Genomic DNA, 24,032 nt, shown 5'->3' on the forward strand with positions numbered 1-24,032 from the left:
TGGGGGCGGGTCAGATCTTCCCGGTGCCCGCGCCGGCCGTCACCGAGGCCACCACGCTCGAGGCGGGCTCGGCGGTGTAGCTGTAGGGCGGGCTGGTGAAGGTGCCGACCTGCGAGATCTCGGTGGTGGCTCCGCCGAGGTCGTTGCCGCGCAGGTTGGCGTACCCGTCCTGGTCGCTGTCCCGGTTCGTGGTGACCGCGACCTGCGTCGAGCGGAAGACGTTGTTCTCGACCAGCATCTGGGCGCCCATGCGTGAGTGGCAGGCGGTCGAGGCCCCGACGACGTAGTTGTCGTAGAAGTGCCCGGTGCCGAAGCGCAGGCTGGGGATGCGCGAGTTGACGTTGTTGAACCAGTTGTGGTGGTACGTCACGTGCAGATGCCCGGTGTCCTCGCTCGCGTTGTTGTCGCTGTGGCCGACGAGCGAGCCCTTGTAGTGGTCCTTGAAGGTGTTCCAGGACACGGTGACGTTGTCCGAGGCGTGCGTGATGTCGAGCAGGCCGTCGTAGTAGTCCTTGCCGTGGTCCAGGTCGGAGGACAGGGTGTTGTGGTCGATCCACACCTTGGTCGACTGCTGGACGGTGATGGCGTCGGTGCCGACCGCCTTGCTGATGTTCAGGTTGCGGACGACGACGTTGGTCGCCTTCTTCAGCCGCAGCCCGCCGCCGGTGAACCCGGACGACGAACCGACGCCCAGGACCGTGGTGTTGGACCCGACGTCGACCTGACCGCTGAGCGAGATCGTGCCGTTGACCTTCACGACCTTCGCCGTGCTGCCGCTCACGGCCGACTTGAAGGCGTCCAGCGTCGAGACGGTGACCGCGGTGGCGCTGCCGCCGCCGGTCGTCCCGGCGCCGTAGCCGATCGGCGACGACTCGGCCGCGCCGGCCGACTGCGGCAGGGCGAGGACGGCCGCCGTCGCGAGGGCGGCCGCGGCGGCCGTCACCAGTGAGGCCCTTTGCGCGTGTGTACGTGGGGGGCGAGTACGCATGCGGGTGCGTCCTTTCGGAGGACTTGATCGACGTGTACGTGAACGATGTACGCCATGTTGAACTCCGCGCGCGAGCAGAGTGGCCATTCGGGCCCTGTAGGGCGCCTGCCGGTCACTCTGTTGAACGGACCGTAAGGGGTAAGCGCTTTCTGGTCAACGCTTCGCGCGGAACACATTCGGCCGACCCTGGTCAGGGCGGCGGCGGGGCAGGAGGTGCGGGGTCGCCTCTGGGGCGCAGGTGTGGGAGCGCTCCCCCGGTCCCGGGTGGTCCGGCGCCACGAGCGCTCCCGCCTCCGCCCTCCGGACGAGCGGTCGGCGGCTGCGGCTTCACGGTCGCCAAGGGAATTCCGACCAGCGCGGATGGGGTCGCGCATCCCGGGAACCCGGCTGACCCACGACCCGGATCAGCTCGGGAGGCGACGACGTCATGGCAGGGGAGAAGTCGACGAGTGACCTGCCGGAGCCACTGCGCACCACCGTCTCGGCACTGCGCAGGGTGCCCGGCGTCGGGCTGCTGGAGAGGGCGGCCCAAGGAACGCTCGACAAGGTCGAGGCGATCACACCCCGGCGCCGACGGCTGGCGGTGTACACCGGAGCCGGAGTCCTCGGCGTCGCGGGCGTGGTGGAGTGGCCCGTGGCGATCGCCGGAGCGGCCGTGGCCTGGCTGACCCAGCCGCGCCCGGAAGAGGAGCACGGCCCTGAGGAGGGGGCGGCCCAGGCGTCCGAACCGTCCGAACCGTCCGCCACGACCGAGCCGGCGGCCGAGGTCTCGGAGGCCCCGGAGGCAGAGAAGACCAGCGAGACCACCGAGGCAGAGGAGACTGCGAAGGCGCCGAGGACCACCGAGACCACCGAGACCATCGAGACCACCGAGGCCGCGGGGACGCACGCGCCGACCCCCGCGGTGCTGGCGGCCCAGTCCTCCGCCCACCACCCCAAGGCGGCACCGATGGCGTCCACGCCGTCCGACAAGCTGCCCACGCTGCCCGCCGAGACATCGGCCCCGAAGCCGTCCCAGACGCCGGCCGCGAAGACCCGCGCCAAGCGGGCCGGCGGGACCAAGACCAAGACCAGGGCCAAGACGGCCGCCGCCGAGACCGCCCCGACCGCGCGGCGCGGCCGCGGCAAGGACTGAGGTCCGCCATGGCGCTCGGACTGCTGAGGGTGTCCTCGGCCGCGGCCGGCCTGGCGCTGGCGGGCCCCCGGCTGCTGGCGCGGGGCACCGCGCCGGCCGCCGGGGCGGTGGCCGCGGCAGCGGCCGGGACGGCCAGGGCGGGCGTGCGCGGCGCGGACGCCACCGTCAGGGTCACGCGGGTGGCCCGCAACGCCCTGCCGGGCGGCCATCGCCACTGGCGCTCCGGGCGGCGTGCCCACCTCGCGCTGCGGCCCGCCGCGCCGGACGTCGTACGGCGCGCGGGCGGGACGGCACAGGTGGCGCGGCGGGTGGCGAAGGCGCTGGCCGAACGGCCGGACGTCGCCTACGCCTACTGGGACGGGGGCCTGGCCCGCCTGGTGGTGGCCGCGGGGGAGGACGCCGTGACCGACCGGGTCCTCGAGCGGGCCACCGACCTCGCGGAACAGCACGGCCTGGGCGCGGACGACGAGGCGGTGGAGGAGTTCCCGCACCCGGGCGACCCGGCCGGAGTGCGCACCGCCGCGGCGGCCCTGCTGGCAGACGCCGTCGGCATGGGCGCCGGGCTGGCCGGATACGCCCTGCGCCTGCCTGCCTCGCCCCGCCTGGCGACGGCACTCGTGACGCTGCTGCGCGAGAACCCGCGCTTCCGCCGCCTGCTGCGGGAACGTTACGGCCGCTCCCGCATGGACCTGATGCTGGCCTACGTGAACGCTGTCGTCCACGGAGCGGGCCAGACTCCCACCGCCCTGGCACTGGACGGCGCCCTGCGCGCCTGCCAGCTGGGCGAGACCGTGGCGCGGGCCGCCGCGTTCGACGCGTTGCACGACCGGCTGTGCGTCCCCGACCGTCCCGGCGTGCCGGCGGGCGCCTGCCCGCGTCCGCCCCTGCGCGGCTCCCCGGCCCAGGAGTACGCCACCCACGCGGGCACCGGCAGTCTGCTGGGCGCCGCGGCGACGCTGCTGGTCAAGCACGACGTGGCGGAAACCGCCGAGGCGGTGCTCGCGGGCTCGCCCAAGGCCGCGCGCTACGGCCCCTCCGCGTTCAACGCCGTCCTGGGCGGCATGCTCGCCCGCGCGGGCATCCTCGTACGGGACACCGAGCGGCTGGGGCAGCTGGAGACGACCGAGTCGGTGCTGTTGCACCCCAGCGCCCTGCGCGGCGCGGGCGCGGGCGCCGACCCGTGGGTCGAGGCGGTCCTCGACGCGGCCCGCACCGCCGGACTGCGCGTCGTGGTGGTGGACGACCCGGCGCTGGCGGACTTCACCACCATCGCGGACCACCTGATCCCGGCCGACCGTCCGCTGCGTGAGGCGGTGGACGTCCTGCGCCGGCGCGGCGGCGTGCTGACCGTCGCCCGGCCGGAGCGGGCGGAAGCCGCCGACGTGCTGTCGGGGCTGCTGGCCGGCGACGTGGCCGTCGCGCTCGCGGACGCGGACGCCCCGGTGGTGTGGGGCGCCGACGTGGTCGCCCCCGGCGGCCTGCCGGACGTGTGGCGGCTGCTGACCGCGGTGCCGGCCGCCCGTGCCGTCGGCCACAGGTCGCAGACCCTGGCCAAGTCCGGTGCGGCCCTGTCCGGGTTGCTGGTGGCCATCGGCGAGGCCCGCCGCGGTCGCCGTGGCCGCGTCATCCCCGGACTGCGGCACATCCCCGTCGACGCGAGCGCCGCCGTGGCCCTGCTCAGCGGCACCCGGGCCGCCCTCGGCGTGGCGGTGGCCCGTGCCCCCCGTCCCCGGCCCCGGGTGGCCTGGCACGCCCTGGCCTCGGGGGACGTGGAGAGCAGGCTGGCGGCCACCCACGAGGAACCGCCGGGCACCTACGGGGACGCGGCCTCCCGGGTGCGCCGTGCGGCCGGCGCCGCGGGCCGCGTCCCCGTGCTGGCGCCGGCGCGGTGGACGTTCCAGCTCGCCCGCGCGGTACGCAGCGAACTCCACGACCCGCTCACCCCCGTCCTCGCCGTCGGCTCGGCGGCCGAGGCGATCCTCGGCTCCGCCGCGGACGCCCTGCTGGTCGTAGGCGCACTCGATGTGAACGCCCTCGTCGGCGGCGTCCAGCGGCTGCGCGCCGAGCGCGCGCTGTCCGGGCTGTTCGCGGAACACAAACAGAAGGCCCGCATCGCCCCGGAGGACGAGGAAAGGGCGACGCGCACCGTGGACGCCGCCAAGCTCCACCCCGGCGACGTGATCGCGCTGCAGGCGGACGACGTCGTGCCCGCCGACGCGCGGCTGCTGTGGGCGGACGCCCTGGAGGTCGACGAGTCGGCCCTCACCGGCGAGTCCCTCCCCGTCGACAAGCAGACCGAGCCGACCCCGCGCGCCGCCGTGGCCGACCGGCGGTGCATGGTCTTCGAAGGCACCACCGTCGTCGCCGGGCACGCCCGGGCCGTCGTGGTGGAGACCGGTGAGCGCACCGAGGCGGCCCGCGCCGTCCACCTCGCCGCCCGCACCCCGCCGGCCGCCGGGGTCCAGGCACGCCTGCAGGAGATCACCCGCAAGACACTGCCGCTGACCATGGCCGGCGGAGCCGCGGTGACCGGGCTGTCGCTGCTGCGCGGCACACCCATCCGCCAGGCAGTGAGCGGCGGTGTCGCGGTGGCCGTGGCCGCCGTCCCCGAGGGGCTGCCGCTGGTGGCCACCGTGGCGCAGCTGGCCGCCGCCCGCAGGCTCAGCCGGCGCGGCGTCCTGGTACGGGCCCCTCGGACGCTGGAGGCGCTGGGCCGGATGGACACCGTCTGCTTCGACAAGACGGGCACCCTCACCGAGAACCAGCTGCGCCTGGTCCGGGTGGCCGACGCCGACGGCGCCGTCCACTCCCCGCGGGAGGCGGCCGACAACACCGTGCTGCGGACCGCGGCACGCGCCTGCCCCCGCCTCAACGGCGGCTCCGGCCGGCCCGTGCACGCCACCGACGGGGCGGTTCTGGACGCGGCCGGCGAGGACCCGGAGTGGACGCAGACCGAGGGCCTGGCGTTCGAGGCCGGCCGGGGCTACGCCGCCGCGGTGGGGCACGCCGCGGACGGCATGCGCCGGCTGGTGGTCAAGGGCGCCCCGGAGACGGTCCTGCCGCTGTGCGCGGACCTGGCAGGCACGGCGTCCGACACCGCCCACGCGCTGGCCCGCGACGGGCTGCGCGTGCTGGCGGTCGCCGAACGCGTCCTCGACGACGCCGAGAAGGACCCGGACGTGCTCGGACAACCGCTGGAGCGGCTACGGTTCACCGGGCTGGTGGCGCTGGCCGACGTGCCGCGGGCCACGTCCACTGAACTCGTGCGCGGGCTGCGCGAGGCGGACGTGCGGCCGGTGATGCTGACCGGCGACCATCCGCAGACCGCCCGGGCCATCGCCGTCCACCTGGGCTGGCCGGAGGACACCGAGGTGGTCACCGGCGACGAACTGGCCGCCGCCGACCGCTCCGAGCGGGCCCGGATGCTGCGCGACACCGGCGTCGTGGCCCGGGTGGCGCCCGAGCAGAAGCTCCAGGTCGTGGAGGCCCTGCGGGACGGCGGCCGGGTGGTCGGCATGGTCGGCGACGGCGCCAACGACGCGGCCGCCATCCGTACCGCCGACATCGGCGTCGGCCTCACCACCCGTGGCTCCGCCGCCGCCCGCAACGCCGCCGACATCGTCCTGACCGAAGACGACCTGACAGTGCTCGTCGAGGCCGTCCGTGAGGGGCGCGCCCTGTGGCACAGCGTCGCCGACGCGATCGCGATCCTGATCGGCGGCAACGCCGGCGAGATCGGCTTCGGCATCCTCGGCACCGTCCTCGGCCGCTCCGCCCCGCTGTCCACCCGGCAGATGCTGCTGGTGAACCTCTTCACGGACCTGTTCCCGGCGATGGCCGTGGCGGTCACCCCGCGCGAGGATCACGAGGACCCCGAGCATCCGCTCGGCGCCTCCATGCTCGGCGTCCCGCTGATGGAACAGATCCGGCACCGCGCCCTGACGACGGGTCTCGGGGCCACGGCCGCCTGGCTGTTCGGCCGCTTCACGCCGGGCACCGCGCGGCGCTCCACGACGATGGCGCTGTGCGCGCTGGTGGGCACCCAGCTCGCCCAGACCCTGGCCGACCGCCGCGACAGCCCGCTGGTGCGCGTCACCTCGCTCGGCTCCGCCGCCGCCCTGGTCGCGCTGGTGCAGGTCCCGGGAGCGAGCCATCTGTTCGGCTGCACGCCACTCGGCCCGTTCGCCTGGGCCGGTGTGCTCGCGGCGATCGCGCTCGCCGTCACCGGTCAGCGCGCCCTGCCGCGGCTGGAGGAGACGGTCCTGCGGCTGGCCGGCCGCCCCGCCGCCACGGCGCCCGCCGCCGCCCGGTGACACCGGTGCCGGCCGCCGGACGTCCTCACGTCCGACGGCCGGCACCTGGTTGCTCGGCTGCGGTCCTGCGGTTTGAGTGGAGGTCAGGCCGTCCGCGGCGTCTCGGCCGTACTCGGCGCCTCAGCCGTCCGCGGCGCCTCCGCCGTACTTGGCGCCTCCGCCCCGGCGGCCTCCTCCGGTGACGTCCCGACCGGTTCCTCGCCGCCGCCGACCGGCAGGCCTACGGAGGCGGGGAGGGCCGGACCGGCCTTCGCGGGGAGGTGGTTGAAGAGCAGGTTCAGGACGATCGCGGTGAGGCAGCCGGCGCTGATCCCGCTGTTCATGACCGTCTGGAACCAGTCCGGGAACTTCTCGTAGGCCGTCGGCACCCCGACCGGCAGGACGCCCATGGCCACCGAGACGGCCACCACCGTCAGGTTGCTGTTGCCCTTGAAGTCGACCTGGGACAGCGTCCGCAGGCCGCTCGCCGCGACCGTCCCGAACATCACCAGACCGGCGCCGCCGAGCACCGGCGCCGGGATCGCCGCGACCACCGCGCCGAGCTTGGGCAGCAGGCCGAGCAGGACCAGGATGCCGCCCGCGGTGGCGACGACCCAGCGGCTGCGCACCCGGGTCATGCCGACGAGGCCCACGTTCTGGGCGTACGCGGTGTACGGGAAGGTGTTGAAGACGCCGCCGAGGACCGTGGACAGGCCGTCGGCGCGCAGCCCGTCGGACAGCGAACGCGGCTGCACCTTACGCCCCGTCAGCTCGCCGACCGCGATGAGGTCCCCGGTCGTCTCGGTCATCGTCACCAGCGCGACCACCAGCATGGAGACGATCGCCGACGCCTCGAACGCGGGCGTGCCGAAGTGGAACGGCGTGCTGATGCCGGCCCAGTCGGCGTCGGCGACCGCGCCGAAGTCCGTGAACCCGAAGGGCACGGCCACCACCAGACCCACCGCGATGCCGGTCAGCACCGCGATCCGGCTCAGGAACGCCGGCGCGAACCGCTGCACGCCCAGCACCACCAGCAGCACGAAGAGGGCCAGGGCGAGGTTCTTCGGCTGCCCGAAGTCCTTCGAGCCGACTCCGCCCGCGGCCCAGTTGCCCGCGACCGGCAGCAGCGAGATGCCGATGATCAGGATGACGGTGCCGGTGACCAGTGGCGGGAAGAAGCGCAGCAGCCTGCCGAAGACCGGCGCCAGCAGCATGATCGCCAGCCCCGCGACGATCACGGAGCCGTAGATCGCGGGCAGTCCGCCGCCCGTCGTGCCGATGAGCACCATCGGCGACACCGCCGCGAACGTGCAGCCCTGCATGATCGGCAGCCGCACGCCGAACCGCCAGAAGCCCACACACTGAATGAGCGTGGCGATGCCGCACACCAGCAGGTCGGCGGTGATCAGGTACGCCAGGTCCGCGGGCGACAGCTTCATCGCGCTGCCCACGATCAGCGGAACCGCGACGGCGCCCGCGTACATCGCGAGCACGTGCTGCAGGCCGAAGGCGGCCAACTGCCGTGCGGGCGGGATTTCGTCGACGGGGTCGGCGGGATGCGGGGGAGCGGTCGTCGTCATGGGCACGGTCTGTGTCCCGTCCGCCGGTCCGGTCCGGTCCGTCCGTCGGCCCGTCCGCAGTCCGCCCCTGCCCGCCCCGGTCCGTCGGCGCTCCGCCGGCAGGGTGCCGTGCGCGGTGCGGCAGCGCGTGTTCGTTCGTGCGTTAAGTGATCATGCGGTTACGTTGCGTATGTGCTGAACGCATCATTTCTTGATCTCTCCGCTCGTCGCCCCACGGACGGCACGGTGTCCGTGCGGCCCGCCTGGAGGGTCCGGGAGAGCCAGGGACCGGTGACGACGGCCTGGTTCGACGTCCGGCTGGCGTTCGACGACGGCGCCCGGGTCGACGCCCTCGCCGTGGTCCGGGACGGAGGCGTGTGCATCGAGGACGTGAAGGCGCAGCCCGCGCTGTCCCTGGACGACCTCGCGGTGCTCGCCGACTGGCTGGAGGAGCCGCTGGCCGAGGCGTGCGGCGCGGACGGCGAGCCGCTCTGCGCCCCGGGCGAGCCCTCCGGAGCACACCGGGCCCGTCCGGCGCCGCGCGGGATCGAGGAGCGGTGGCTGGTGGCACGGGAGTACCGGGCGGCCCAGGAACGGGGCGCCGATCCGGTCCTGGCGGTGATGTGCGCGACCGGCCACAGTCGACGCACCTCGCTCCGGCTGATCGGCCGGGCCCGCGACGCGGGCCTGCTGACGCCGCGCCACCTGCGACGCTGAAACCGCCGGCCGAGTCCCATGTCCGGGCGCGGCCGGGCTACTTCCGCGGAACCGGCTCGCCGTCGGACTGCCCGGCGTCCGGCCGCCCGCCGTCGGACTGCTCGCCGTCGGACTGCTCACCGTCCGGCTGCTCGCCGGTGGCGAAGTACCGTGACAGGTCCGTCTCGCACGGCGTGCCGCCGGACGCCGCCCCGGCATCCGGCGGGAAGCCCATCTCCCAGTCGAGCCGGTAGCGCTTGAACAGCTCGGCGCGCAGGGTCACCGACGGCATCGGCACGTTCGGCACCACCATCGTGTAGACGGCGCCCATGAGCAGCGAGCGCAGCATCGGATAGTCCGCGTCGACGTCCCGCGATCCGTGCCGGGCCGCCGTGTCCCGCAGCAGCTCCGCCAGGCGTTGCTGCTCCGGGCACTGCACGAAGCCCTCCGCCTGCAGCAGCCCCGCCATGTGCTGGCGCATCAGCACCGGCCGGTCCCGGGCCAGGCCCAGGATCGCGTCGATGGCCCGCGCCATCCGCTCGCGGCCGTCCTCGGTGCGCGGCTCGCGCTCCAGCCCCTCCTCCAGCGTGCGGTGCATCAGCCGGTGCACGGCGGACTGCACGAGCTGGCGCTTTCCCGGGAAGTAGTACGACACCAGGCCGCGAGCCGAGCCCGCCCGGTCCGCGATGTCGGCGAGCGTCGTGGCCTCGTAGCCGCGCTCTCCGACCAGCTCGACGGCCGCCTGCAGGAGCCGCTCCCGGGAACGTCTCCGCAACTCTTCATTGACCGAGGCGCTGCGCGGGGACATGCTGTAACTCCTGCGTTGACTGGCTGCCAGCCAACTATACTCAGCTGGTCCGCACCGGCCCCCAGAGGGCTGTTCAGGGCTGCCGTCCGTCTGGGGCGACGCGGGGGATCGTCTCAGGCGGGCGGCTGTTTCATTCGCAGCGGCCGGTAGGTCGGTCCATGCCGGCCCGGAGGGCCGCGAGCGCGAAGCACCGTCCGGAGCGCGCGCGGCCCCGGGGTCAGCCCACGAGGTCCAGCACCGGCCGCAGTCCGTCCGGCCGCTGCCCGGCGGGCAGATGGTCAACGAAGTGCACCCGGCACCCGAGCGCCGCCGCTCCGCCGTCCGCCCGCCGGTCGTCGCCGACCATCAGCGTCGCGGCCGGCTCGGCGCCCAGCGCCTCGCAGGCGGTCGCGAACAGCCGGGGGTCGGGCTTCTGGACGCCGTGCTCGTACGACAGGACGTAGGCGTCCACGTACCGGTCGAGGCCGTGCTCGCGGAAGACCGGGCGCAGGTCCCAGCCGATGTTGCTGACCACGCCCACGGCGATCCCGCGCTCGCGCAGCGTGCGCAGCACCTCGGGGGCGTCGGGGTAGCAGGTCCACGCCTGCGGCGTCATGTGCCGGTCGTAGAGGGCGTCGTAGAGCCCCGGCTCGGGGAGCGGGACCTGCCGGGCGAGCGCGGTGTAGGCGGCGCGGTGTTCCTCGGCGCTGCGGTCGCGCACCGTCCACAGTCCGGCCGCCTCGGCAGGCACCCGCACCGGCGCCGGCCCGCCCGGCAGCGCCCCCGCCGCCTCCAGGGCCCGCGCCGTCCGCGTCACCTCCGCCTCCGCCGGCGCGATCCCGGCCTCGTCCAGGACCGCACGCAGCCAGGACTCGGCGGACTCGATACGGAACAGGGTGCCGGAGAAGTCGAACAGCACGGCGGTCATGAGCGGATCCTACGGGGAGCCGGGCCCGCCGCCGGGCCTCACGGCCGCCACCGCTGGTGAGCCGCCACCGCCAGCGCCACGAGCATCGCGCCCAGCAGCCAGCCGCCCAGCACGTCCGACGGCCAGTGCACCCCCAGCCACACCCGGGTCAGGCCCACCCCGGCCACCGACACCACGGCGACCGTCACCGCCGTACGCCACAGGGCGCGGCCCACGCCGTAGTGGTGGAGCAGCCACAGCAGGAGGCCGCAGACGACGGTGGCGGTCAGGGCGTGGCCCGAGGGGAAGGCCGCGTAGTGAGCGGAGTCGACGGGGTCCCGCCACACCGGCCGCGGGCGGTCCACCGCGGCCTTGAGGGACTGCTGCAGCACGGTGCCCACCGCGCTCACGGCCACCAGCCAGCCCGCCGTCCACCACGCCGAGCGCCGCCACACCAGCCACACCGCGGCGGCCGCGCACAGCAGGCGCATCGTCGTCGGGTCCCAGACCCAGTCCGTCAGGATGCGGCAGACGTGGGTCAGGCCGGGATCGTCGACCGCCCAGCGGTGGGTGGTGCGGGAGACGTCCCCGTCGAACCAGGTCAGCGGACGCCAGCGGGCCGCGACCAGGATCAGCAGCAGCGCCGAGCACAACGCGAGGACGGTCGCGGCGCGGAGGGCGGTACGCGGGGCCGCGGGAGGGGGCGGGGAGTCGACGGACTGGGTGTGCATGGGCTGATCCTCGTCGACGTCCGGGGCGGGAGGCGAATGCCGCCTGGGATCCCGGCTACCCCGAGGCCCGCGATACAGGCCCGGACGCCACCCGCACCGGCGCCGCGGGCGGCACCGCGCCGCTCTGCCCAGAAGCGGCCGGCGGCCGGAGCGGCGACGGCCGCGAAGCGCGGACACGTCACGGCCGGCCGGCACCGGATCACAGAGCGATCAGCATCGCCACCATCGCGATCCCCATCGACAGCCGGCACGCCCGCGACAGCTCCGGCCGGTCGCCCCACCCCGCCGCCGCGCTGCCCGCGCCGGCGGGTACCAGCCGGACACCGGAGTGCAGGACGTAGCCCGTGAAATACAGCAGCAGGGCACCCGTCACGAGCGGCACCCCCGACGTGGCGCCGTGTTCCGCATGGTGCCCGGGGGAGCCGGCCATCACGACCGCCATATAGACCATGGCCGAGGCGCCGACCAGGTGGTGCAGATGGTGCACGCTGGTCCGCGCCGCCCACAGGGCGCGCAGCGCGGCCACGCCGAACACGCCCGCGTAGACCGGCCACGTCCACGCCGGCGGGCTGAACGCGGCCGCCGGCACGGCCATCGCCGCCATGCCGAAGCCCATCAGCGCCTCGCCGCCCGCGGCCCGGCGCTGCTCCTCGACGGTGCTGCGCATCCGCAGCAGGCAGTAGGCGCCGGTCGCCGCGCACAGCGCGACCAGCAGCCAGCCGTACGAAGCCGCTCCGTGCACTCGCGCCTCCCCGCTCGACGGTGTCGGTGTCGGTGTCGGACAGTGCGTCGATGCCCTCACGAAGCGGCGCGCACGCGAGCGCAAGGGTGTACACGGGGAGCGTTGGACGGAGCACGGCAGGTCACGGTAGATGCTTTACAGGTAAAACACCTGCTAATCTTGTACGTGTGATCAGTGCGCCCCCTGCCTCCGCGACTCCGCGCGTCCGCCGCCTCCCGCTCGCCGGCGTGCTGCGCGTGGGCCGGCCCTCGGACATCTGGTTCAAGCCCGCCCTGAGCGTGATCGTCTCCGTCGCGCCGCCCAACCTGCTCCTGCTGGCGCTGGGCCGGCTCGACCTGGCGATGTACACGATGGCCGGATCCCTGTGCGCGCTCTACGGGCACAACCGCCCGTACGCGGCCCGGGCCCGGGCACTCGCGTGGGTGGTCCTCGGCATGGTCGGCGGCCTCGCCGTAGCCCTGGTCACGGCCTCCGTCACGACCGGCGCCGTCGTCCCCGTGGCCGTCGGCGCGCTGCTGGCCGCGGCGCAGAAGGCGCTGTGCGACGCGACCCGCATCGGCCCGCCCGGCAACGTGGTCCTCACCTTCATCACCTCCGCCTCCCTCTTCGCCCCGCAGACCCTCGGCCAGGTCCCCGGCCACCTCGCGCTGGCCCTCGCGGCGGGCGCCTGGGCCTGGATCGTCGGCATGGCGCCCGCCCCGGTGCGTCCGCACGGCCCGGAGCGCCGGGCCACCGCCCACGCCCTGAACGCCGCCGCCTCCTACGCCGAGAGCCACCGCGAGGACCCGCACGGCCGGGCCCGCGCCGCCGCGGCCGCCGCGGTCCAGGCCGCCCGGCACACCCTCCTCACCCTCGGCACGCGCTCCACGGGCACCCGGCACGCCCTCGAACGGCTTGTCGTCCGCGCCGAGGTCGCCCTCGCCGCGCCCGCCGACACCGACCCGGGGCGGCTACGCGAGTGGGCCCGCGGCCTGCGCGGCACCGGCCGCATCCCGCAGCCCCAGCCCGGCGCGCCGCAGGCCGACGCCGACGACGTCCTCGGCACGGACGCCGAGCCGGCCGCGCCGCACCGCGCCTGGTGGCACCGCCTCGGCCCGCTCGCCCCGATCGCCGCGCGCACCGCCCTGGGCTGCGCCCTCGCCGGCTACGCCTCACTCGCCCTGGGCGTCGGCCGCCCGTACTGGGCCCTGGTCACCGCCGCCTCGCTCTACCAGGCCAACCTCACCCTCACCTTCGGCAGGGCCGTCCAGCGCGTCGTCGGCAACCTGGCCGGCGTCCTCCTCTTCGCCGCCGTCGTCCCGCTGGCCCACCTGGGGCAGGCCGCCCTGGTGCTGTGCTGCCTCGCCTTCAACTTCGGCGCCGAGGCGCTGATCGGCCGCAACTACTGGCTCGGCAACGTCTGCGTGACACCGATGGCGCTGCTCATCACCGAGTTCGCCGGCTTCCAGCAGCCGGGGCGGCTGATCACCGAGCGGGTGGCGGACACCGTCGTCGGCGCGCTGGTCGGGTTCCTCGCCGGGGTGGCCGTCACCAACCGGCGCGTGGCCGACCGCGTCGAGCCGGCCCTGACCGCCGTCGAACGCTCCCGCGAGCGCACGGCCCGCCTCCTCGCGGAACCGGCGCCCGCCCCAGCGGCCCTGGAGGCCGCCCGCCGCGGCCTCGCCGCCGCGCTGACCGACCTGCGCGCCACGGTCGACGCCGCGTCCGGCGAATGGTGGCAGCGCGCGCTGCCCCAGGAGAGGGTGATGCGCGCCGAACAGGCCGGACACCGTACGCTCGCCGCGACGGTACGACGCCAGGGACTGCACCTGGACGGGGACACGGCAACGAGCACGGAGGACATTCGGCCATGACGGGGACCGCAGCGGGCGCACGGAACACGACCGGGGGCGACACCGTCTCGGCGGTGGTCCGGCAGTGGCGGGCCGTCCATCCGGAGCTCGACACCGGGCCGATGGAGATCATCGGCCGCATCAACCGCTGCTCCGCCCTCCTGCAGCAGGCCGAGGACGCCCCACTGCGGCGGGCCGGGCTCAGCCGGGCCGAGTTCGACCTGCTGGGCGCGCTGCGCCGCACCGGCCACGAACTGACCCCCAGCGAGCTGGCCCGCGAGACCTTCTCCTCCGGCGCCGCCGTCACCAAGCGCCTCAAGCAGCTGACCGAGCGCGGGCTGGTCGAGCGCCGCGGCGACACCCGCGACCGCCGCGTCGCCCACGTGCGCCTCACGGACGCCGGCCGCGACCTGGTCGACGGCATCCTCCCTGAGCAGCTCGCCTACGAGACCGCCGTGCTGTCCGTGCTCGACCCGCAGGGCAGAGGGGAACTCGCCGGCCTCCTCGGCGAGCTGCTCGGCCGCCTGGAGGGCCGCCTCGACGCCCTGCGCGCCTGAGCCGCCGCTGTCCGCCGTCGCCGTTGCCGTCGCTCTCCGCTGTCGCCGTCGCCCTCGCCGTCGCCCTCGCCCTCGCCCTCGCCCTCGCCGGGAGTGTTCCTCCTCGCCCCTCGCGGAGAGAAGCCGGATCAGATGCCCGGCCGGTAGCGGATCGGGTGGTCGGCCGGCACCTCCACCAGGACGATCCGCGTCCCGTCCGGGTCCGCGATCCACATCTCGATCAGCCCCCACGGCTCCTTCACCGGACGCCGCACGATCTGCACGCCCTCGCCGCGCAGCTCCTCGTGGGCCGCGGTCATGTCCTCGACCTGGAGCCAGAGCCGCAGGGACGGGGACGGCGCGGTCTCGGCACGGCCCGAGACCTCCAGGAAGCCGCCGCCGAGGAAGTAGACCGTGCCGCGGTCCGGGCCGGTGCCGAACTCGCGGTAGACGGCGAGGCCGAGCTGATCGCCGTAGAAGGCGCGGGACCGCTCGGGGTCGGTGGGGCGCAGGAGGACCCGGCTGCTCAGTACGTGCACCATGCACCGGGAGCCTAGCGGCAGGGTTACCCTCATTCCTGCCCAGCCGTGCCGGAGAGTGGAGAAAGCACCCATGGAGACCGCTGAGACCGCCGCGTCCGCCGCCGGACTGACCTTCCGTGACGCCACCGACGCCGACGTGGACACGCTCGTCGCGCTCATCGAGTCGGCGTACCGCGGGGACGCCAGCCGGGCCGGGTGGACCACCGAGGCGGACATCCTCCAGGGGCAGCGGACCGACCCGGAGGGCGTGCTCGAGGTCGTCAAGTCGCCCGACAGCCGGCTGCTGACGGTGGAACGGGACGGCCGCGTCGTCGCCTGCTGTCAGCTCGAACACCGCGGCGACCACGCCTACTTCGGGATGTTCGCGGTCAGCCCGCGGCTGCAGGGCGCGGGCCTCGGCAAGGTGATCATCGCGGAGGCGGAGCGCACGGTCCGCGAGACCTGGGGCGTGAAGGAGATGCACATGACCGTGATCTCCGTACGGGAGGACCTGATCGCCTGGTACGAGCGGCGCGGCTACCGCCGTACGGGGAAGACGTCCCCCTTCCCGTACGGCGACGAGCGCTTCGGCATCCCGCAGCGGGACGACCTGGAGTTCGAGCTGCTGGTCAAGGAACTCGGCTGACTCCCAGGCCGTGAAGGCGGCCCTGAGGCCGTGAAGTCGGCCCCGAGGCTGTGGTGAAGCCGGCTCTCAGGCCGTGAAGCGGCCGGTGCGTTTGATCTCCGGGAAGTCGGTGGTCACGCCGTCCAGCCCCAGGGCCCGGGCGAGCCGCAGGTGGTCCTGGGTGTTCACCACCCAGCCGACGATCCGCAGGTCCGCCTTGCGGGCCGCCTCCACGATCTCCAGCGTCAGCCGGCGGATGTTGAGGCAGACGGTCGAGGCGCCGGCCTCGACGGCGCGTTCCACGATGTCGGTGTGGTACCGGCTGCCGATGAGAGCGGTCCGCACGCCGGGCACCAGCCGGGCGATCTCGGCGACCGCCTCGTCGTGGAACGAGGACACCTCCACCCGTGGGACCAGGTCCCGGTCGAGCATGACCTGCGCCAGCGCCCGTGCCGCCCGCACGTCCTTGATCTCGGCCTGCAGCGGCGCCGCCACCGCGTCCAGCACATCCTCCAGGACCGGGACGCGCTCCCCGCGCCCCGCGTCCAGGAGGCGCAGCTCGGCGAGGGTCTTCCCGGCGATCGGGCCGCTCCCGTCGGTCGTGCGGTCCACGTCGGTGTCGTGCATGACGACGAGCGCGCCGTCCTTGCTCAGGTGGAGGTCGAGTTCGATGACGTCGAGGCCGGCCTGCTCGGCGGCGACGAAGGACCGGAGGGTGTTCTCGGGTTCGACACCCATCACTCCGCGGTGACCGATGGTGAGGAAGTTCAACGTTCGACTCGCTTCCCGTCGACGGCGGCTCGGAGCCCGCCCGGACCGGAGCGGGCGGCCGCGCGGGCAGATCCGCAGCCTAACCGCCCCGCCCCGCGTTGAACCCCGGTCGGAGAGCGGATTGCCGTCTCGGGGCGGCCGAGGGGTTCGGATACCCGTAATCGTCGCGTTCACCGTGACTGACAGGAAAAAGTTCGGTGACGGCGGGGGGTGAGCAGGATAATTTGCTGAGGCTCCCCTTGCTGAGGGAAACCTCATGTGTATACCGTCTTCGTACGCGAGGTTCTCCCGTGGAGGATGAGACATGACGGAAATTCTTGTGCAGGCGGCTGTGGAGGAGCAGGTTCCTCCCGCGACCAGGGTGGTCGAGCACCCGGCGTGGCCTGTGCTCAAGGATGCCGTGGAGCTGATCCGGCCATGGCAGTCCAAGGACGGGTCGATCGACTTCGCGGCCGAGGGCGCCCCCGGCCGCGCGGACGCCGAAGCCGCCGTACGGCGTGTCGCCGCGGCGGTGGAGGAGCTCTCCCCGCTGCTCCCGCACGACCGCGCCTACCACGAGGCGCTGGTCAAGGACCTGGAGCGGTGGATCACCGACGGCTTCCAGGTGCCCGACTTCCTCGACTCGCTGCTGGCCTTCCAGCCCGCCGCGAACCGCGTCGACGGCCTGCAGCACCTGGTCGTCTTCCCGATGTACACGCAGAACGGCAACCCCGACCGCAACCTGGAGGCGGTCGTGCTGCGCATGGTGTGGCCGGACTGGCTGGCCGAGCTGGAGCGCACCCGCTACGACAACCCGCTGTTCTGCGGCATCACGTTCGAGGACTTCACCTCCGGCTACGACACCAACTCCGCCGTGCTCTTCCCGGAGACCATAGCCGTGCGCGAGGCGCCGGAGCGCTTCACCTGGGGCGCGATCTTCTGCGACCGCGAGGCCGCCCGCTTCCGCCGCGTCACCGCGGCCGCCGTCGACATCCTCGGCCTCGAACTGCCCGAGGACGTCGCCGCGATGGTCCACGACCAGAAGCGCTGCGAGGAGGCGTTCGTGCTGTGGGACATGATCCACGACCGCACCCACAGCCACGGCGACCTGCCCTTCGACCCGTTCATGATCAAGCAGCGCCAGCCGTTCTGGATGTACGGCCTGGAGGAGCTGCGCTGCGACCTGACCTCCTTCAAGGAGGCCGTCGAGCTCCAGGCCGAGGGCGTCCCGCAGGCCCGTGACGTGCAGTACGCGGTGCTGTTCGACCGCATGTTCCGCTTCCCGGTCACCGGCGAGCGCGTCCGCAACTACGACGGCCTCGGCGGCCAGCTGCTCTTCGCCTACCTGCACCGGCACGACGTCGTCCGCTGGACCGACAACAAGCTGTCGATCGACTGGGAGCGCGCTCCGCAGGTCACCAACCAGCTGTGCGCCGAGATCGAGAAGCTGTACCGCGACGGCATCGACCGCCCCAAGCTCGTGCACTGGTTCGCCGGGTACGAGCTGGTCTCCACCTACCTCGCCCCGCACCCCGCCTCCCGCTGGGCCAAGGGTCCTGAGGCCCTGGACCTGAACCAGCCGCCGCGGAAACTCGTCGACGACGTGCTTCCGGACGAGTTTCCGCTGAGCATGTTCTATGAGGCCCTCTCCAAGAAGCTGAAGAATGTGATCTCCTCGACCAAGGGCATCACGGCGGAGAGTGCCGAGCGGATCGCCGCGTGAGCGATCGCGCCGTCCGGAGTGAGCCGGAGGGGCGCGTCAGCAGCGGCCGGGGCGCGAGCACACTCGCGCCCTCGCCGCCGACTGCGGCGCCCCTCCGGCGAGCGGGCAAGCAACAGCGGAACACTGCTCAGGAGGCGAAGAACATGGGGAACGGGGCTCTTGGCGGCGCGGTGATCGCGGTCGCCGGTGCGGGTGGACCCGCGGGGCGGGCGACGCTGCTGCGGCTGGCCGAGGCGGGCGCGACCGTCGTCGGCGCGGACAACGACCCCGAGCGGCTGGCGGAGGCCGTGGACGCCGCCCGGTACGCCTCCGGCGGCGCCACCGTCACCGGCGAGCCGGTCGATCTGCTGGATCTGGACTCGACCCGGGAATGGGCCGCGCACATCGAGAAGGACTTCGGACGCGTCGACGGCCTGGTCCACCTGGTCGGAGGCTGGCGCGGCAGCGAGACCTTCGTCAAGACCAGCCTCGACGACTGGGACTTCCTCGAACTGCTGCTCATCCGCACGGTGCAGCACACCTCCCTGGCCTTCTACGACGGCCTCCAGCGCAGTAACCGCGGGCGGTACCTGCTGATCAGCGCCGCCGGCGCTTCCAAGCCGACCGCGGGCAACGCCTCCTACGCCGCCGCCAAGGCGGCCGCCGAGGCATGGACGCTGGCGCTGGCCGACGCCTTCCGCAAGGCCGCGGGCGCCGAGGGCCCGACGTCGGCGGCTGCGATCCTGGTGGTGAAGGCGTTGGTGCACGACGCGATGCGCGCCGAGCGCCCCAACGCGAAGTTCGCGGGCTTCACGGACGTCAAGGACCTGGCCGAGGCCATCGTCGACGTCTGGAGCAAGCCCGCCGCGGAAGTGAACGGAAAGCGTCTGTGGCTGACCGAGCAGCCGTGAACCCCCCGAAGACCGACGCGCGCCGCCGGCACGACCCGGAGGTCCGCGGTTTCGCCAGTGACAACTACGCCGGCGCCCACCCCGAGGTGCTCGCCGCCCTGGCCCTGGCCAACGGCGGGCACCAGGTGGCGTACGGCGAGGACGTCTACACCGACAACCTCCAGCGGATCATCCGCAGCCACTTCGGCGCCACCGCCGAGGCGTTCCCGGTCTTCAACGGCACCGGCGCCAACGTCGTCGCGCTCCAGGCGGTCACCGACCGCTGGGGCGCGGTGATCTGCGCCGAGAGCGCGCACATCAACGTCGACGAGGGCGGCGCCCCCGAGCGCATGGGCGGCCTGAAGCTGCTCACCGTGCCCACGCCCGACGGCAAGCTCACGCCCGACCTGATCGACCGGCAGGCGTACGGCTGGGAGGACGAGCACCGCGCCATGCCGCAGGTCGTCTCGATCACCCAGAGCACCGAACTCGGCACCCTCTACACGCCGCAGGAGATCCGCGCGATCTGCGAGCACGCCCACGCCCGCGGCATGCGGGTGCACCTGGACGGTTCCCGGATCGCCAACGCCGCCGCCAGTCTGGACGTGCCGTTGCGGACCTTCACCAACGCGGTCGGCGTCGACATCCTCTCCCTGGGCGGCACGAAGAACGGCGCGCTGTTCGGTGAGGCGGTCGTCGTCATCGAGCAGGACGCGGTGCGGCGGATGAAGCACCTGCGCAAGATGTCGATGCAGCTGGCGTCCAAGATGCGTTTCGTGTCGGTGCAGTTGGAGGCCCTGTTCGCCAAGGACCTGTGGCTGCGCAACGCCCGCCACGCCAACGAGATGGCCCAGCGGCTGGCCGAGGGCGTGCGCGCGGTGCACGGCGTGGAGATCCTTCATCCCGTGCAGGCCAACGGCGTCTTCGCCAGGCTCCCGCACGACGTGGCCGAGCGCCTGCAGCAGCGGTTCCGCTTCTACTTCTGGGACGAGGCGGCCGGCGTGGTGCGCTGGATGTGCGCGTTCGACACCACCGAGGAGGATGTGGACGCGTTTGTGTCGGCTCTCAAGGAGGAGATGGCGGGCTAGCGCGCATGAATGCATAGATATGCGGTCACCTGAAAAGTCATTGACTCTCGGGTGATCGCATTCCTATGCTCTGCGGGCATGGAGCTGATCCAGAACACCGCTGACCTGTCCGCGTATCTGGCCGCTGACGAGGTCATCGACCACCATCACCCAGCGGTGCGGAACGCGGCCGCACGGCTCGCCGGAGGCGTCGAGGATTCGTATACCTATGCGCGCGCCGCCTACGAATTCGTACGCGACGGCGTCCCGCACTCCGGCGACAGCGGCGATCCGCGCGTCACCTGGCGCGCCTCCGACGTCCTGGAGCGACGCACCGGCATCTGCTACGCCAAGGCCCACGCCCTGGCCGCCCTGCTGCGGGCCGAGGGCATCCCCACCGCGCTGTGCTACCAACGGCTGCGGCACGACGACGGCAGCGGGTACGCCGTCCACGGCCTGGTCGCCGTCCGCTTCGACGGCGCCTGGCACCGACAGGACCCGCGCGGCAACAAGCCGGGCGTGGACGCCCGGTTCTCCCTGGAGGGTGAACGCCTGGCCTGGGTCCCCGACCCGAAGTGCAGCGAGGTGGACTATCCGGTTCTGTATGCTGAACCGCACCCTGCTGTGCTCGGCGCGCTCCAAGCCGCGCCGGACCGGCCCTCCCTGTGGCGGAACCTCCCCACCGAACTCTGAGGCAAGGCGGACCAGGACCATGACCCTCACGCTCACCGTGTCCGACGAGGTGCGCGCCCTCGCACCCGGCTTCACCCACGTCGCGATCGAGGCGCACGGCCTGGTCAACGGCCCGAGCACGGAGGCCGGCGCGGCCCTCCTGGACGACGCGGCCCGGCGTCTCGCCGCACGCCTGGACGGACGCCCGCCGCACGAGGACCCGCACATGGCCGCCTGGCGCGCCGTCTACACGGCGTTCGGCTCCAAGCCGTCACGCACCCGCAACTCCGCGGAGGCGCTGGCGAAGAGGGCCCTGTCCGAGGCCGGCCTGCCCCGCATCAACCTGCTCGTCGACCTCTACAACGCCGTCAGCGTCGCCCACCTGATCCCCGTCGGCGGCGAGGACGTCGACCGCATCGAGGGCGGCATGCGCCTCGTGCGGGCCGCGGGCGACGAGGACTTCGTGACCACGGCGGGAGGCGAGGAGGTCGTCGAGCACCCGGACGCGGGGGAGGTGGTGTGGCGCGACGACGCGGGCGTGACCTGCCGCCGCTGGAACTGGCGCCAGGGCCCGCGCACCCGGCTGACCGAGGCCACCACCTCGGCGATCTTCCTCCTGGAGAGCCTGTCCCCGGTGCCGGTCGTCGACGTCGAGGCGGCCGCGCAGGAACTCGCCGAACTGCTGGAGAAGTTCAGTCCGGGCGCGCGGATCGAGGTGCGCGCGCCGCGGTCCGCGGTCTGAACCGGCGCCTCAGCGCGACTCCGACTCCCGCACCTGCTCCGGGGTCGGGGCCGTGCCGCCCAGATGCGCCGGCATCCACCAGGTGTCGTCGGCGTCCTTGGGGCGCACCGGGTAAGCGCGCTGAGCGGCCTCCAGCAACTCCTGGACGCGTTCGCGCAGGCGGCGGGTGATCGCCCCGGCGTACTGGTCGCGCGGGGCCTCCACCGGCTCGCCCACCCGGATCGTGATCGGGGTGTGGCTGCGCTTGAAGTTGCGCGGGTGGCCCTTGGTCCACAGCCGCTGGGTGCCCCACAGTGCCATCGGGATCAGCGGCACGCCCGCCTCCTGGGCGAGGCGGGCGGCACCCGACTTGAAGCTCTTGAGTGTGAACGACTGCGAGATCGTGGCCTCGGGGAAGACGCCCACCACCTCACCGGACCGCAGCGAGTTCAGCGCGTGCTCGTAGGCCGCCTCGCCCTGCTTGCGGTCCACCGGGATGTGCTTCATCCCGCGCATCAGCGGGCCGGAGATCCGGTGCCGGAAGACGGACTCCTTGGCCATGAAGCGGACGAGGCGCTTCTGCGGGAGCGCCGCCAGTCCGTCGAAGATGAAGTCGAGGTAGCTGATGTGATTGCTCACCAGGACAGCGCCGCCCGAACGCGGAATGTTCTCCGACCCCTTGCAGTCGATCTTCAGGTCCCACGCCTTGAACAGGGTGAGCGCGAGGCCGATGACGGGACGGTAGACAAGCTCTGCCATGGACGGGGTGAGCCCTTCCTTCTCTGCCGGGCAGGGGATGTCCCGGCGGAAAGTTACGCTGCCGTAGGTTTACGGCCTGTGGCAGATCGTGCCCGAAGAACGGCCCGGGGGCCAGCCTAAGTGTCGGGGCGCGGCGAGATCCTCGTCACGCCCGCCCCAGTGGCCCACCTCGCGGTCCTTCCCGCCCTCACTCCGCGCGCACCGTCACCCGCCGCAGTAGCAGATATGTCTCGCACCCCAGGCAGTAGCCGAACGCGGCGTTGAGGAAGGCCGCCGCGAGCGCGGCCCCCGTCGCGGCCAGGCCCAGCCAGCCGGGTCCCAGCCCGTAACCGACCAGACCCACGCCCGCGAAGACCAGTCCCACCGCCTGCGCGAACCGCGGCGGCTCCGGCGGCTCCCACTCGCTCGGCGGCCCGAGCCGCGGGCGCACGTACCGGCGGAACAGCCAGCCGTACGGCGAACGCCCCACCCCGCCCGCCGCGCCCAGCGCGAACGCCAGCGTCTGCCAGGCCAGCAGCCACACGCTCCCGGTGATCAGCACGACCGCCAGGACGACGGTCGTCACGGTGGCCCCGAAGCGGGGTCCCCTCACATCGATGTCCATGAATCAAGCATTCCGCAGCGGAAAAGATGACGGGAGACGGGAATCTTTGCAGTCTCGTGAACGCTTGTGCAGGTCATGACCGGACTGGTGGTGTGTGTGGCGGTGCTCGCCGCGGCGAGCGGCTACGGAGTGCTGCATCGGCGGCGGAGCGGGAGGGTACGCGTGCGAGGACGCGACGACGGCAGGCGGCTCGGCCCGGCCGAACTGGGCGAGCGACTCGGGGAGCGCGCCACCCTGGTGCAGTTCTCCAGCGCCTTCTGCGCGCCCTGCCGGGCCACCCGGCGGATCCTCGGCGAGGTGGCCGGCCTGGTCCCGGGCGTGACCCACGTCGAGATCGACGCCGAGGCCCACCTCGGCCTCGTCCGCGAGCTCGACATCCTCAAGACGCCGACCGTGCTGGTCCTCGACGCCGACGGCCGCGTCGTCCGGCGCGCCACCGGCCAGCCCCGCAAGGCCGAAGTCATCGCCGCGCTGGGCGAGGCGGTCTGACGGGTGCGGCCCCGGGTGAGGCTCCCACATGACGGGACGTACTTGACTGTGCGCACCACCTATCGCCAGCCTGACCGTATGCCGTCAGAACTCCTTCTCTACGGGCGGGTCCACGTCGACCTCGCCCGCACCGCGAGCGCGCGCTGTCCGGGCTCTTGAGCAGCCACGGACCCCGACGCCACTTCCCGCAGAAGGACAGCCCCTTGACGGCCACACCCGATCTCACCACCCCCCAGCTCGCCTCTCCCGACCTGCTGCGCTCCGTCTTCCGGCGGCACGCGGCCGGAGTCGCGGTGATCACCGCACGCGGTGCCGCGGGCCCGGTCGGCTTCACCGCGACCTCCCTCACCTCCGTCTCCGCGGAGCCCCCGCTGCTGTCCTTCGGCATCAGCACCGGCGCCTCGAGCTGGCCGGCGATATCCGAGACCGAGCATCTCGGGGTCCACGTACTCGGCGAGCACCAGCAGGAGCTGGCTGCCACCTTCGCCCGCAGCGGAGCCGACCGCTTCGGCCCGTCCACCGCCTGGCGCGACGGGCCCGAGGGCGTCCCCGTCCTCGACGACGTCCTCGCCTGGCTGGTGTGCCGGGTCGTCGCACGGGTGCCCGCGGGCGACCACCGCATCGTCGTGGCCGAGGTCGTCCTCGGCGATCCCACCGGCCCCGGACGGCCTCTCCTCTACCACCAGGGGCGCTTCAGCGGCCTGCGCGACTGACCGGCCGCTCCCTCGTCTCGCAAGGCTCCGCGGTTCCGATTACGCTGCGTTGCACAGGTCACAGTTCAAAGCGCTTGCTTAGCGGGAATCAACTGGGTGTACTGGCGAGTAATATTTCGCTCGGAGCGCGGATCGCCCCGATCGGGATCGGCCGCTTGTGGCGCCTATGCTGCCTTGCAAGCAGGCAGCACTGAAAAGACGATGCAGTAGGAGAGCCGGCGTGAGCTTGAGGATCGTTGTCACTGTGAAGTACGTGCCCGACGCCACTGGCGACCGGCACTTCGCCGATGACCTGACCGTCGACCGGGACGACG

24 protein-coding genes and 1 pseudogene are annotated in these 24,032 nt (G+C 73.3%); 15 read left to right on the forward strand and 10 right to left on the reverse strand.

Features of this window, described 5'->3' with window-relative positions; translation table 11 throughout:
• Nucleotides 1–10: 10 nt before the first annotated feature.
• The gene (locus tag AB0G63_RS10535) at nt 11–988 is read right to left on the reverse strand and encodes a polysaccharide lyase family 1 protein (RefSeq protein WP_360747352.1); all 978 of its coding nucleotides are present in this window, start codon (nt 986–988) and stop codon (nt 11–13) included.
• Between the two features lie 427 nt (nt 989–1,415).
• Here AB0G63_RS10535 and AB0G63_RS10540 point away from each other — a divergent pair, with 427 nt between their 5' ends.
• Together AB0G63_RS10540 and AB0G63_RS10545 are read left to right on the forward strand one after the other, a co-directional pair.
• On the forward strand, nt 1,416–2,123 hold the full coding sequence (locus AB0G63_RS10540) for a hypothetical protein (protein ID WP_360747355.1): 708 nt from the start codon (nt 1,416–1,418) through the stop codon (nt 2,121–2,123).
• Between the two features lie 8 nt (nt 2,124–2,131).
• A complete protein-coding gene (locus AB0G63_RS10545; protein WP_360747358.1) occupies nt 2,132–6,436 on the forward strand; it encodes a cation-translocating P-type ATPase in 4,305 nt (1,434 codons plus the stop codon).
• An 83-nt stretch (nt 6,437–6,519) separates the two neighbouring features.
• Here the strand turns inward: AB0G63_RS10545 and AB0G63_RS10550 are convergent, their stop codons facing one another.
• Nucleotides 6,520–7,995 carry a nucleobase:cation symporter-2 family protein gene (locus AB0G63_RS10550; protein ID WP_360747361.1) on the reverse strand — a complete coding sequence of 492 codons (1,476 nt, stop codon included), beginning with the start codon at nt 7,993–7,995 and terminating at the stop codon, nt 6,520–6,522.
• Nucleotides 7,996–8,220: 225 nt separating this feature from the next.
• Here AB0G63_RS10550 and AB0G63_RS10555 point away from each other — a divergent pair, with 225 nt between their 5' ends.
• A complete protein-coding gene (locus AB0G63_RS10555; protein ID WP_360747364.1) occupies nt 8,221–8,691 on the forward strand; it encodes a DUF6214 family protein in 471 nt (156 codons plus the stop codon).
• A 37-nt stretch (nt 8,692–8,728) separates the two neighbouring features.
• Here AB0G63_RS10555 and AB0G63_RS10560 read toward each other — a convergent pair whose 3' ends face one another.
• The 4 genes from AB0G63_RS10560 to AB0G63_RS10575 form a co-directional block, all read right to left on the reverse strand.
• Complete coding sequence (locus tag AB0G63_RS10560; protein WP_360747367.1) at nt 8,729–9,478, reverse strand: helix-turn-helix domain-containing protein; 750 nt, start codon at nt 9,476–9,478, stop codon at nt 8,729–8,731.
• Between the two features lie 217 nt (nt 9,479–9,695).
• Nucleotides 9,696–10,385 (reverse strand): HAD-IA family hydrolase, encoded by a 690-nt coding sequence (locus AB0G63_RS10565; RefSeq protein WP_360747370.1) that lies wholly within the window; start codon nt 10,383–10,385, stop codon nt 9,696–9,698.
• 38 nt (nt 10,386–10,423) lie between these two features.
• On the reverse strand, nt 10,424–11,095 hold the full coding sequence (locus AB0G63_RS10570; protein ID WP_360747373.1) for a phosphatase PAP2 family protein: 672 nt from the start codon (nt 11,093–11,095) through the stop codon (nt 10,424–10,426).
• A gap of 199 nt (nt 11,096–11,294) precedes the next feature.
• Nucleotides 11,295–11,837, reverse strand: coding sequence for a DUF5134 domain-containing protein (locus AB0G63_RS10575; RefSeq protein WP_360747376.1), 543 nt, complete (start codon nt 11,835–11,837; stop codon nt 11,295–11,297).
• A 167-nt stretch (nt 11,838–12,004) separates the two neighbouring features.
• Between AB0G63_RS10575 and AB0G63_RS10580 the strand changes: the two genes are divergently transcribed.
• Both AB0G63_RS10580 and AB0G63_RS10585 read left to right on the forward strand, forming a co-directional pair.
• Complete coding sequence (locus tag AB0G63_RS10580; RefSeq protein ID WP_360747379.1) at nt 12,005–13,690, forward strand: FUSC family protein; 1,686 nt, start codon at nt 12,005–12,007, stop codon at nt 13,688–13,690.
• Nucleotides 13,687–14,226, forward strand: coding sequence for a MarR family transcriptional regulator (locus AB0G63_RS10585; RefSeq protein WP_360747382.1), 540 nt, complete (start codon nt 13,687–13,689; stop codon nt 14,224–14,226). Before AB0G63_RS10580 ends, AB0G63_RS10585 begins: the two co-directional genes overlap by 4 nt.
• A gap of 128 nt (nt 14,227–14,354) precedes the next feature.
• On the opposite strand, the gene AB0G63_RS10590 is transcribed toward AB0G63_RS10585, so the two are convergent.
• Entirely contained in the window at nt 14,355–14,747 is a 393-nt protein-coding gene (locus AB0G63_RS10590) for a VOC family protein (protein ID WP_360747385.1), read from the reverse strand.
• A 70-nt stretch (nt 14,748–14,817) separates the two neighbouring features.
• On the opposite strand from AB0G63_RS10590, the gene AB0G63_RS10595 reads away from it, so the two are divergent.
• A complete protein-coding gene (locus AB0G63_RS10595) occupies nt 14,818–15,372 on the forward strand; it encodes a GNAT family N-acetyltransferase (RefSeq protein WP_360747388.1) in 555 nt (184 codons plus the stop codon).
• Between the two features lie 66 nt (nt 15,373–15,438).
• On the opposite strand, the gene AB0G63_RS10600 is transcribed toward AB0G63_RS10595, so the two are convergent.
• Nucleotides 15,439–16,122 (reverse strand): glycerophosphodiester phosphodiesterase family protein, encoded by a 684-nt coding sequence (locus tag AB0G63_RS10600; RefSeq protein ID WP_360747391.1) that lies wholly within the window; start codon nt 16,120–16,122, stop codon nt 15,439–15,441.
• A 304-nt stretch (nt 16,123–16,426) separates the two neighbouring features.
• Here AB0G63_RS10600 and AB0G63_RS10605 point away from each other — a divergent pair, with 304 nt between their 5' ends.
• From AB0G63_RS10605 to AB0G63_RS10625, 5 genes are all read left to right on the forward strand, one after another.
• A complete protein-coding gene (locus AB0G63_RS10605; RefSeq protein WP_360747394.1) occupies nt 16,427–17,824 on the forward strand; it encodes a DUF6421 family protein in 1,398 nt (465 codons plus the stop codon).
• A gap of 143 nt (nt 17,825–17,967) precedes the next feature.
• The gene (locus AB0G63_RS10610; RefSeq protein WP_360747397.1) at nt 17,968–18,714 is read left to right on the forward strand and encodes an SDR family oxidoreductase; all 747 of its coding nucleotides are present in this window, start codon (nt 17,968–17,970) and stop codon (nt 18,712–18,714) included.
• Nucleotides 18,711–19,781, forward strand: a complete 1,071-nt coding sequence (locus tag AB0G63_RS10615) for a low specificity L-threonine aldolase (RefSeq protein ID WP_360747400.1) — start codon at nt 18,711–18,713, stop codon at nt 19,779–19,781. The genes AB0G63_RS10610 and AB0G63_RS10615 overlap by 4 nt, the downstream gene beginning before the upstream one ends.
• 78 nt (nt 19,782–19,859) lie before the next feature.
• Entirely contained in the window at nt 19,860–20,453 is a 594-nt protein-coding gene (locus AB0G63_RS10620; RefSeq protein WP_360747402.1) for a transglutaminase family protein, read from the forward strand.
• Nucleotides 20,454–20,472: 19 nt separating this feature from the next.
• Complete coding sequence (locus AB0G63_RS10625; RefSeq protein ID WP_360747405.1) at nt 20,473–21,174, forward strand: phenylalanine--tRNA ligase beta subunit-related protein; 702 nt, start codon at nt 20,473–20,475, stop codon at nt 21,172–21,174.
• Between the two features lie 9 nt (nt 21,175–21,183).
• Here AB0G63_RS10625 and AB0G63_RS10630 read toward each other — a convergent pair whose 3' ends face one another.
• A complete protein-coding gene (locus AB0G63_RS10630) occupies nt 21,184–21,912 on the reverse strand; it encodes a lysophospholipid acyltransferase family protein (protein ID WP_360747408.1) in 729 nt (242 codons plus the stop codon).
• A 187-nt stretch (nt 21,913–22,099) separates the two neighbouring features.
• Nucleotides 22,100–22,516, reverse strand: coding sequence for a DUF4395 domain-containing protein (locus tag AB0G63_RS10635; RefSeq protein ID WP_360747411.1), 417 nt, complete (start codon nt 22,514–22,516; stop codon nt 22,100–22,102).
• 75 nt (nt 22,517–22,591) lie between these two features.
• On the opposite strand from AB0G63_RS10635, the gene AB0G63_RS10640 reads away from it, so the two are divergent.
• From AB0G63_RS10640 to AB0G63_RS10655, 4 genes and pseudogenes are all read left to right on the forward strand, one after another.
• The gene (locus AB0G63_RS10640; RefSeq protein WP_360747413.1) at nt 22,592–23,005 is read left to right on the forward strand and encodes a thioredoxin family protein; all 414 of its coding nucleotides are present in this window, start codon (nt 22,592–22,594) and stop codon (nt 23,003–23,005) included.
• 78 nt (nt 23,006–23,083) lie between these two features.
• A complete protein-coding gene (locus AB0G63_RS10645) occupies nt 23,084–23,164 on the forward strand; it encodes a putative leader peptide (RefSeq protein ID WP_360747436.1) in 81 nt (26 codons plus the stop codon).
• Between the two features lie 44 nt (nt 23,165–23,208).
• Entirely contained in the window at nt 23,209–23,718 is a 510-nt protein-coding gene (locus tag AB0G63_RS10650) for a flavin reductase family protein (protein WP_360747416.1), read from the forward strand.
• 220 nt (nt 23,719–23,938) lie between these two features.
• Nucleotides 23,939–24,032 (forward strand): annotated as a pseudogene (locus tag AB0G63_RS10655) (electron transfer flavoprotein subunit beta); the annotation flags it as partial.

Source organism: Streptomyces sp. NPDC020996, assembly GCF_040641355.1.
GTDB lineage: Bacteria > Actinomycetota > Actinomycetes > Streptomycetales > Streptomycetaceae > Streptomyces.

What these genes read in the sequence shown, in the direction of transcription:
- AB0G63_RS10535 (WP_360747352.1), bottom strand. Translation starts at nt 988, where the DNA reads ATGCGTACTCGCCCCCCACGTACACACGCGCAAAGGGCCTCACTGGTG.
- AB0G63_RS10540 (WP_360747355.1), top strand. Translation starts at nt 1,416, where the DNA reads ATGGCAGGGGAGAAGTCGACGAGTGACCTGCCGGAGCCACTGCGCACC.
- AB0G63_RS10545 (WP_360747358.1), top strand. Translation starts at nt 2,132, where the DNA reads ATGGCGCTCGGACTGCTGAGGGTGTCCTCGGCCGCGGCCGGCCTGGCG.
- AB0G63_RS10550 (WP_360747361.1), bottom strand. Translation starts at nt 7,995, where the DNA reads ATGACGACGACCGCTCCCCCGCATCCCGCCGACCCCGTCGACGAAATC.
- AB0G63_RS10560 (WP_360747367.1), bottom strand. Translation starts at nt 9,478, where the DNA reads ATGTCCCCGCGCAGCGCCTCGGTCAATGAAGAGTTGCGGAGACGTTCC.
- AB0G63_RS10565 (WP_360747370.1), bottom strand. Translation starts at nt 10,385, where the DNA reads ATGACCGCCGTGCTGTTCGACTTCTCCGGCACCCTGTTCCGTATCGAG.
- AB0G63_RS10570 (WP_360747373.1), bottom strand. Translation starts at nt 11,095, where the DNA reads ATGCACACCCAGTCCGTCGACTCCCCGCCCCCTCCCGCGGCCCCGCGT.
- AB0G63_RS10585 (WP_360747382.1), top strand. Translation starts at nt 13,687, where the DNA reads ATGACGGGGACCGCAGCGGGCGCACGGAACACGACCGGGGGCGACACC.
- AB0G63_RS10590 (WP_360747385.1), bottom strand. Translation starts at nt 14,747, where the DNA reads ATGGTGCACGTACTGAGCAGCCGGGTCCTCCTGCGCCCCACCGACCCC.
- AB0G63_RS10595 (WP_360747388.1), top strand. Translation starts at nt 14,818, where the DNA reads ATGGAGACCGCTGAGACCGCCGCGTCCGCCGCCGGACTGACCTTCCGT.
- AB0G63_RS10605 (WP_360747394.1), top strand. Translation starts at nt 16,427, where the DNA reads ATGACGGAAATTCTTGTGCAGGCGGCTGTGGAGGAGCAGGTTCCTCCC.
- AB0G63_RS10610 (WP_360747397.1), top strand. Translation starts at nt 17,968, where the DNA reads ATGGGGAACGGGGCTCTTGGCGGCGCGGTGATCGCGGTCGCCGGTGCG.
- AB0G63_RS10620 (WP_360747402.1), top strand. Translation starts at nt 19,860, where the DNA reads ATGGAGCTGATCCAGAACACCGCTGACCTGTCCGCGTATCTGGCCGCT.
- AB0G63_RS10625 (WP_360747405.1), top strand. Translation starts at nt 20,473, where the DNA reads ATGACCCTCACGCTCACCGTGTCCGACGAGGTGCGCGCCCTCGCACCC.
- AB0G63_RS10630 (WP_360747408.1), bottom strand. Translation starts at nt 21,912, where the DNA reads ATGGCAGAGCTTGTCTACCGTCCCGTCATCGGCCTCGCGCTCACCCTG.
- AB0G63_RS10635 (WP_360747411.1), bottom strand. Translation starts at nt 22,516, where the DNA reads ATGGACATCGATGTGAGGGGACCCCGCTTCGGGGCCACCGTGACGACC.
- AB0G63_RS10640 (WP_360747413.1), top strand. Translation starts at nt 22,592, where the DNA reads ATGACCGGACTGGTGGTGTGTGTGGCGGTGCTCGCCGCGGCGAGCGGC.
- AB0G63_RS10645 (WP_360747436.1), top strand. Translation starts at nt 23,084, where the DNA reads ATGCCGTCAGAACTCCTTCTCTACGGGCGGGTCCACGTCGACCTCGCC.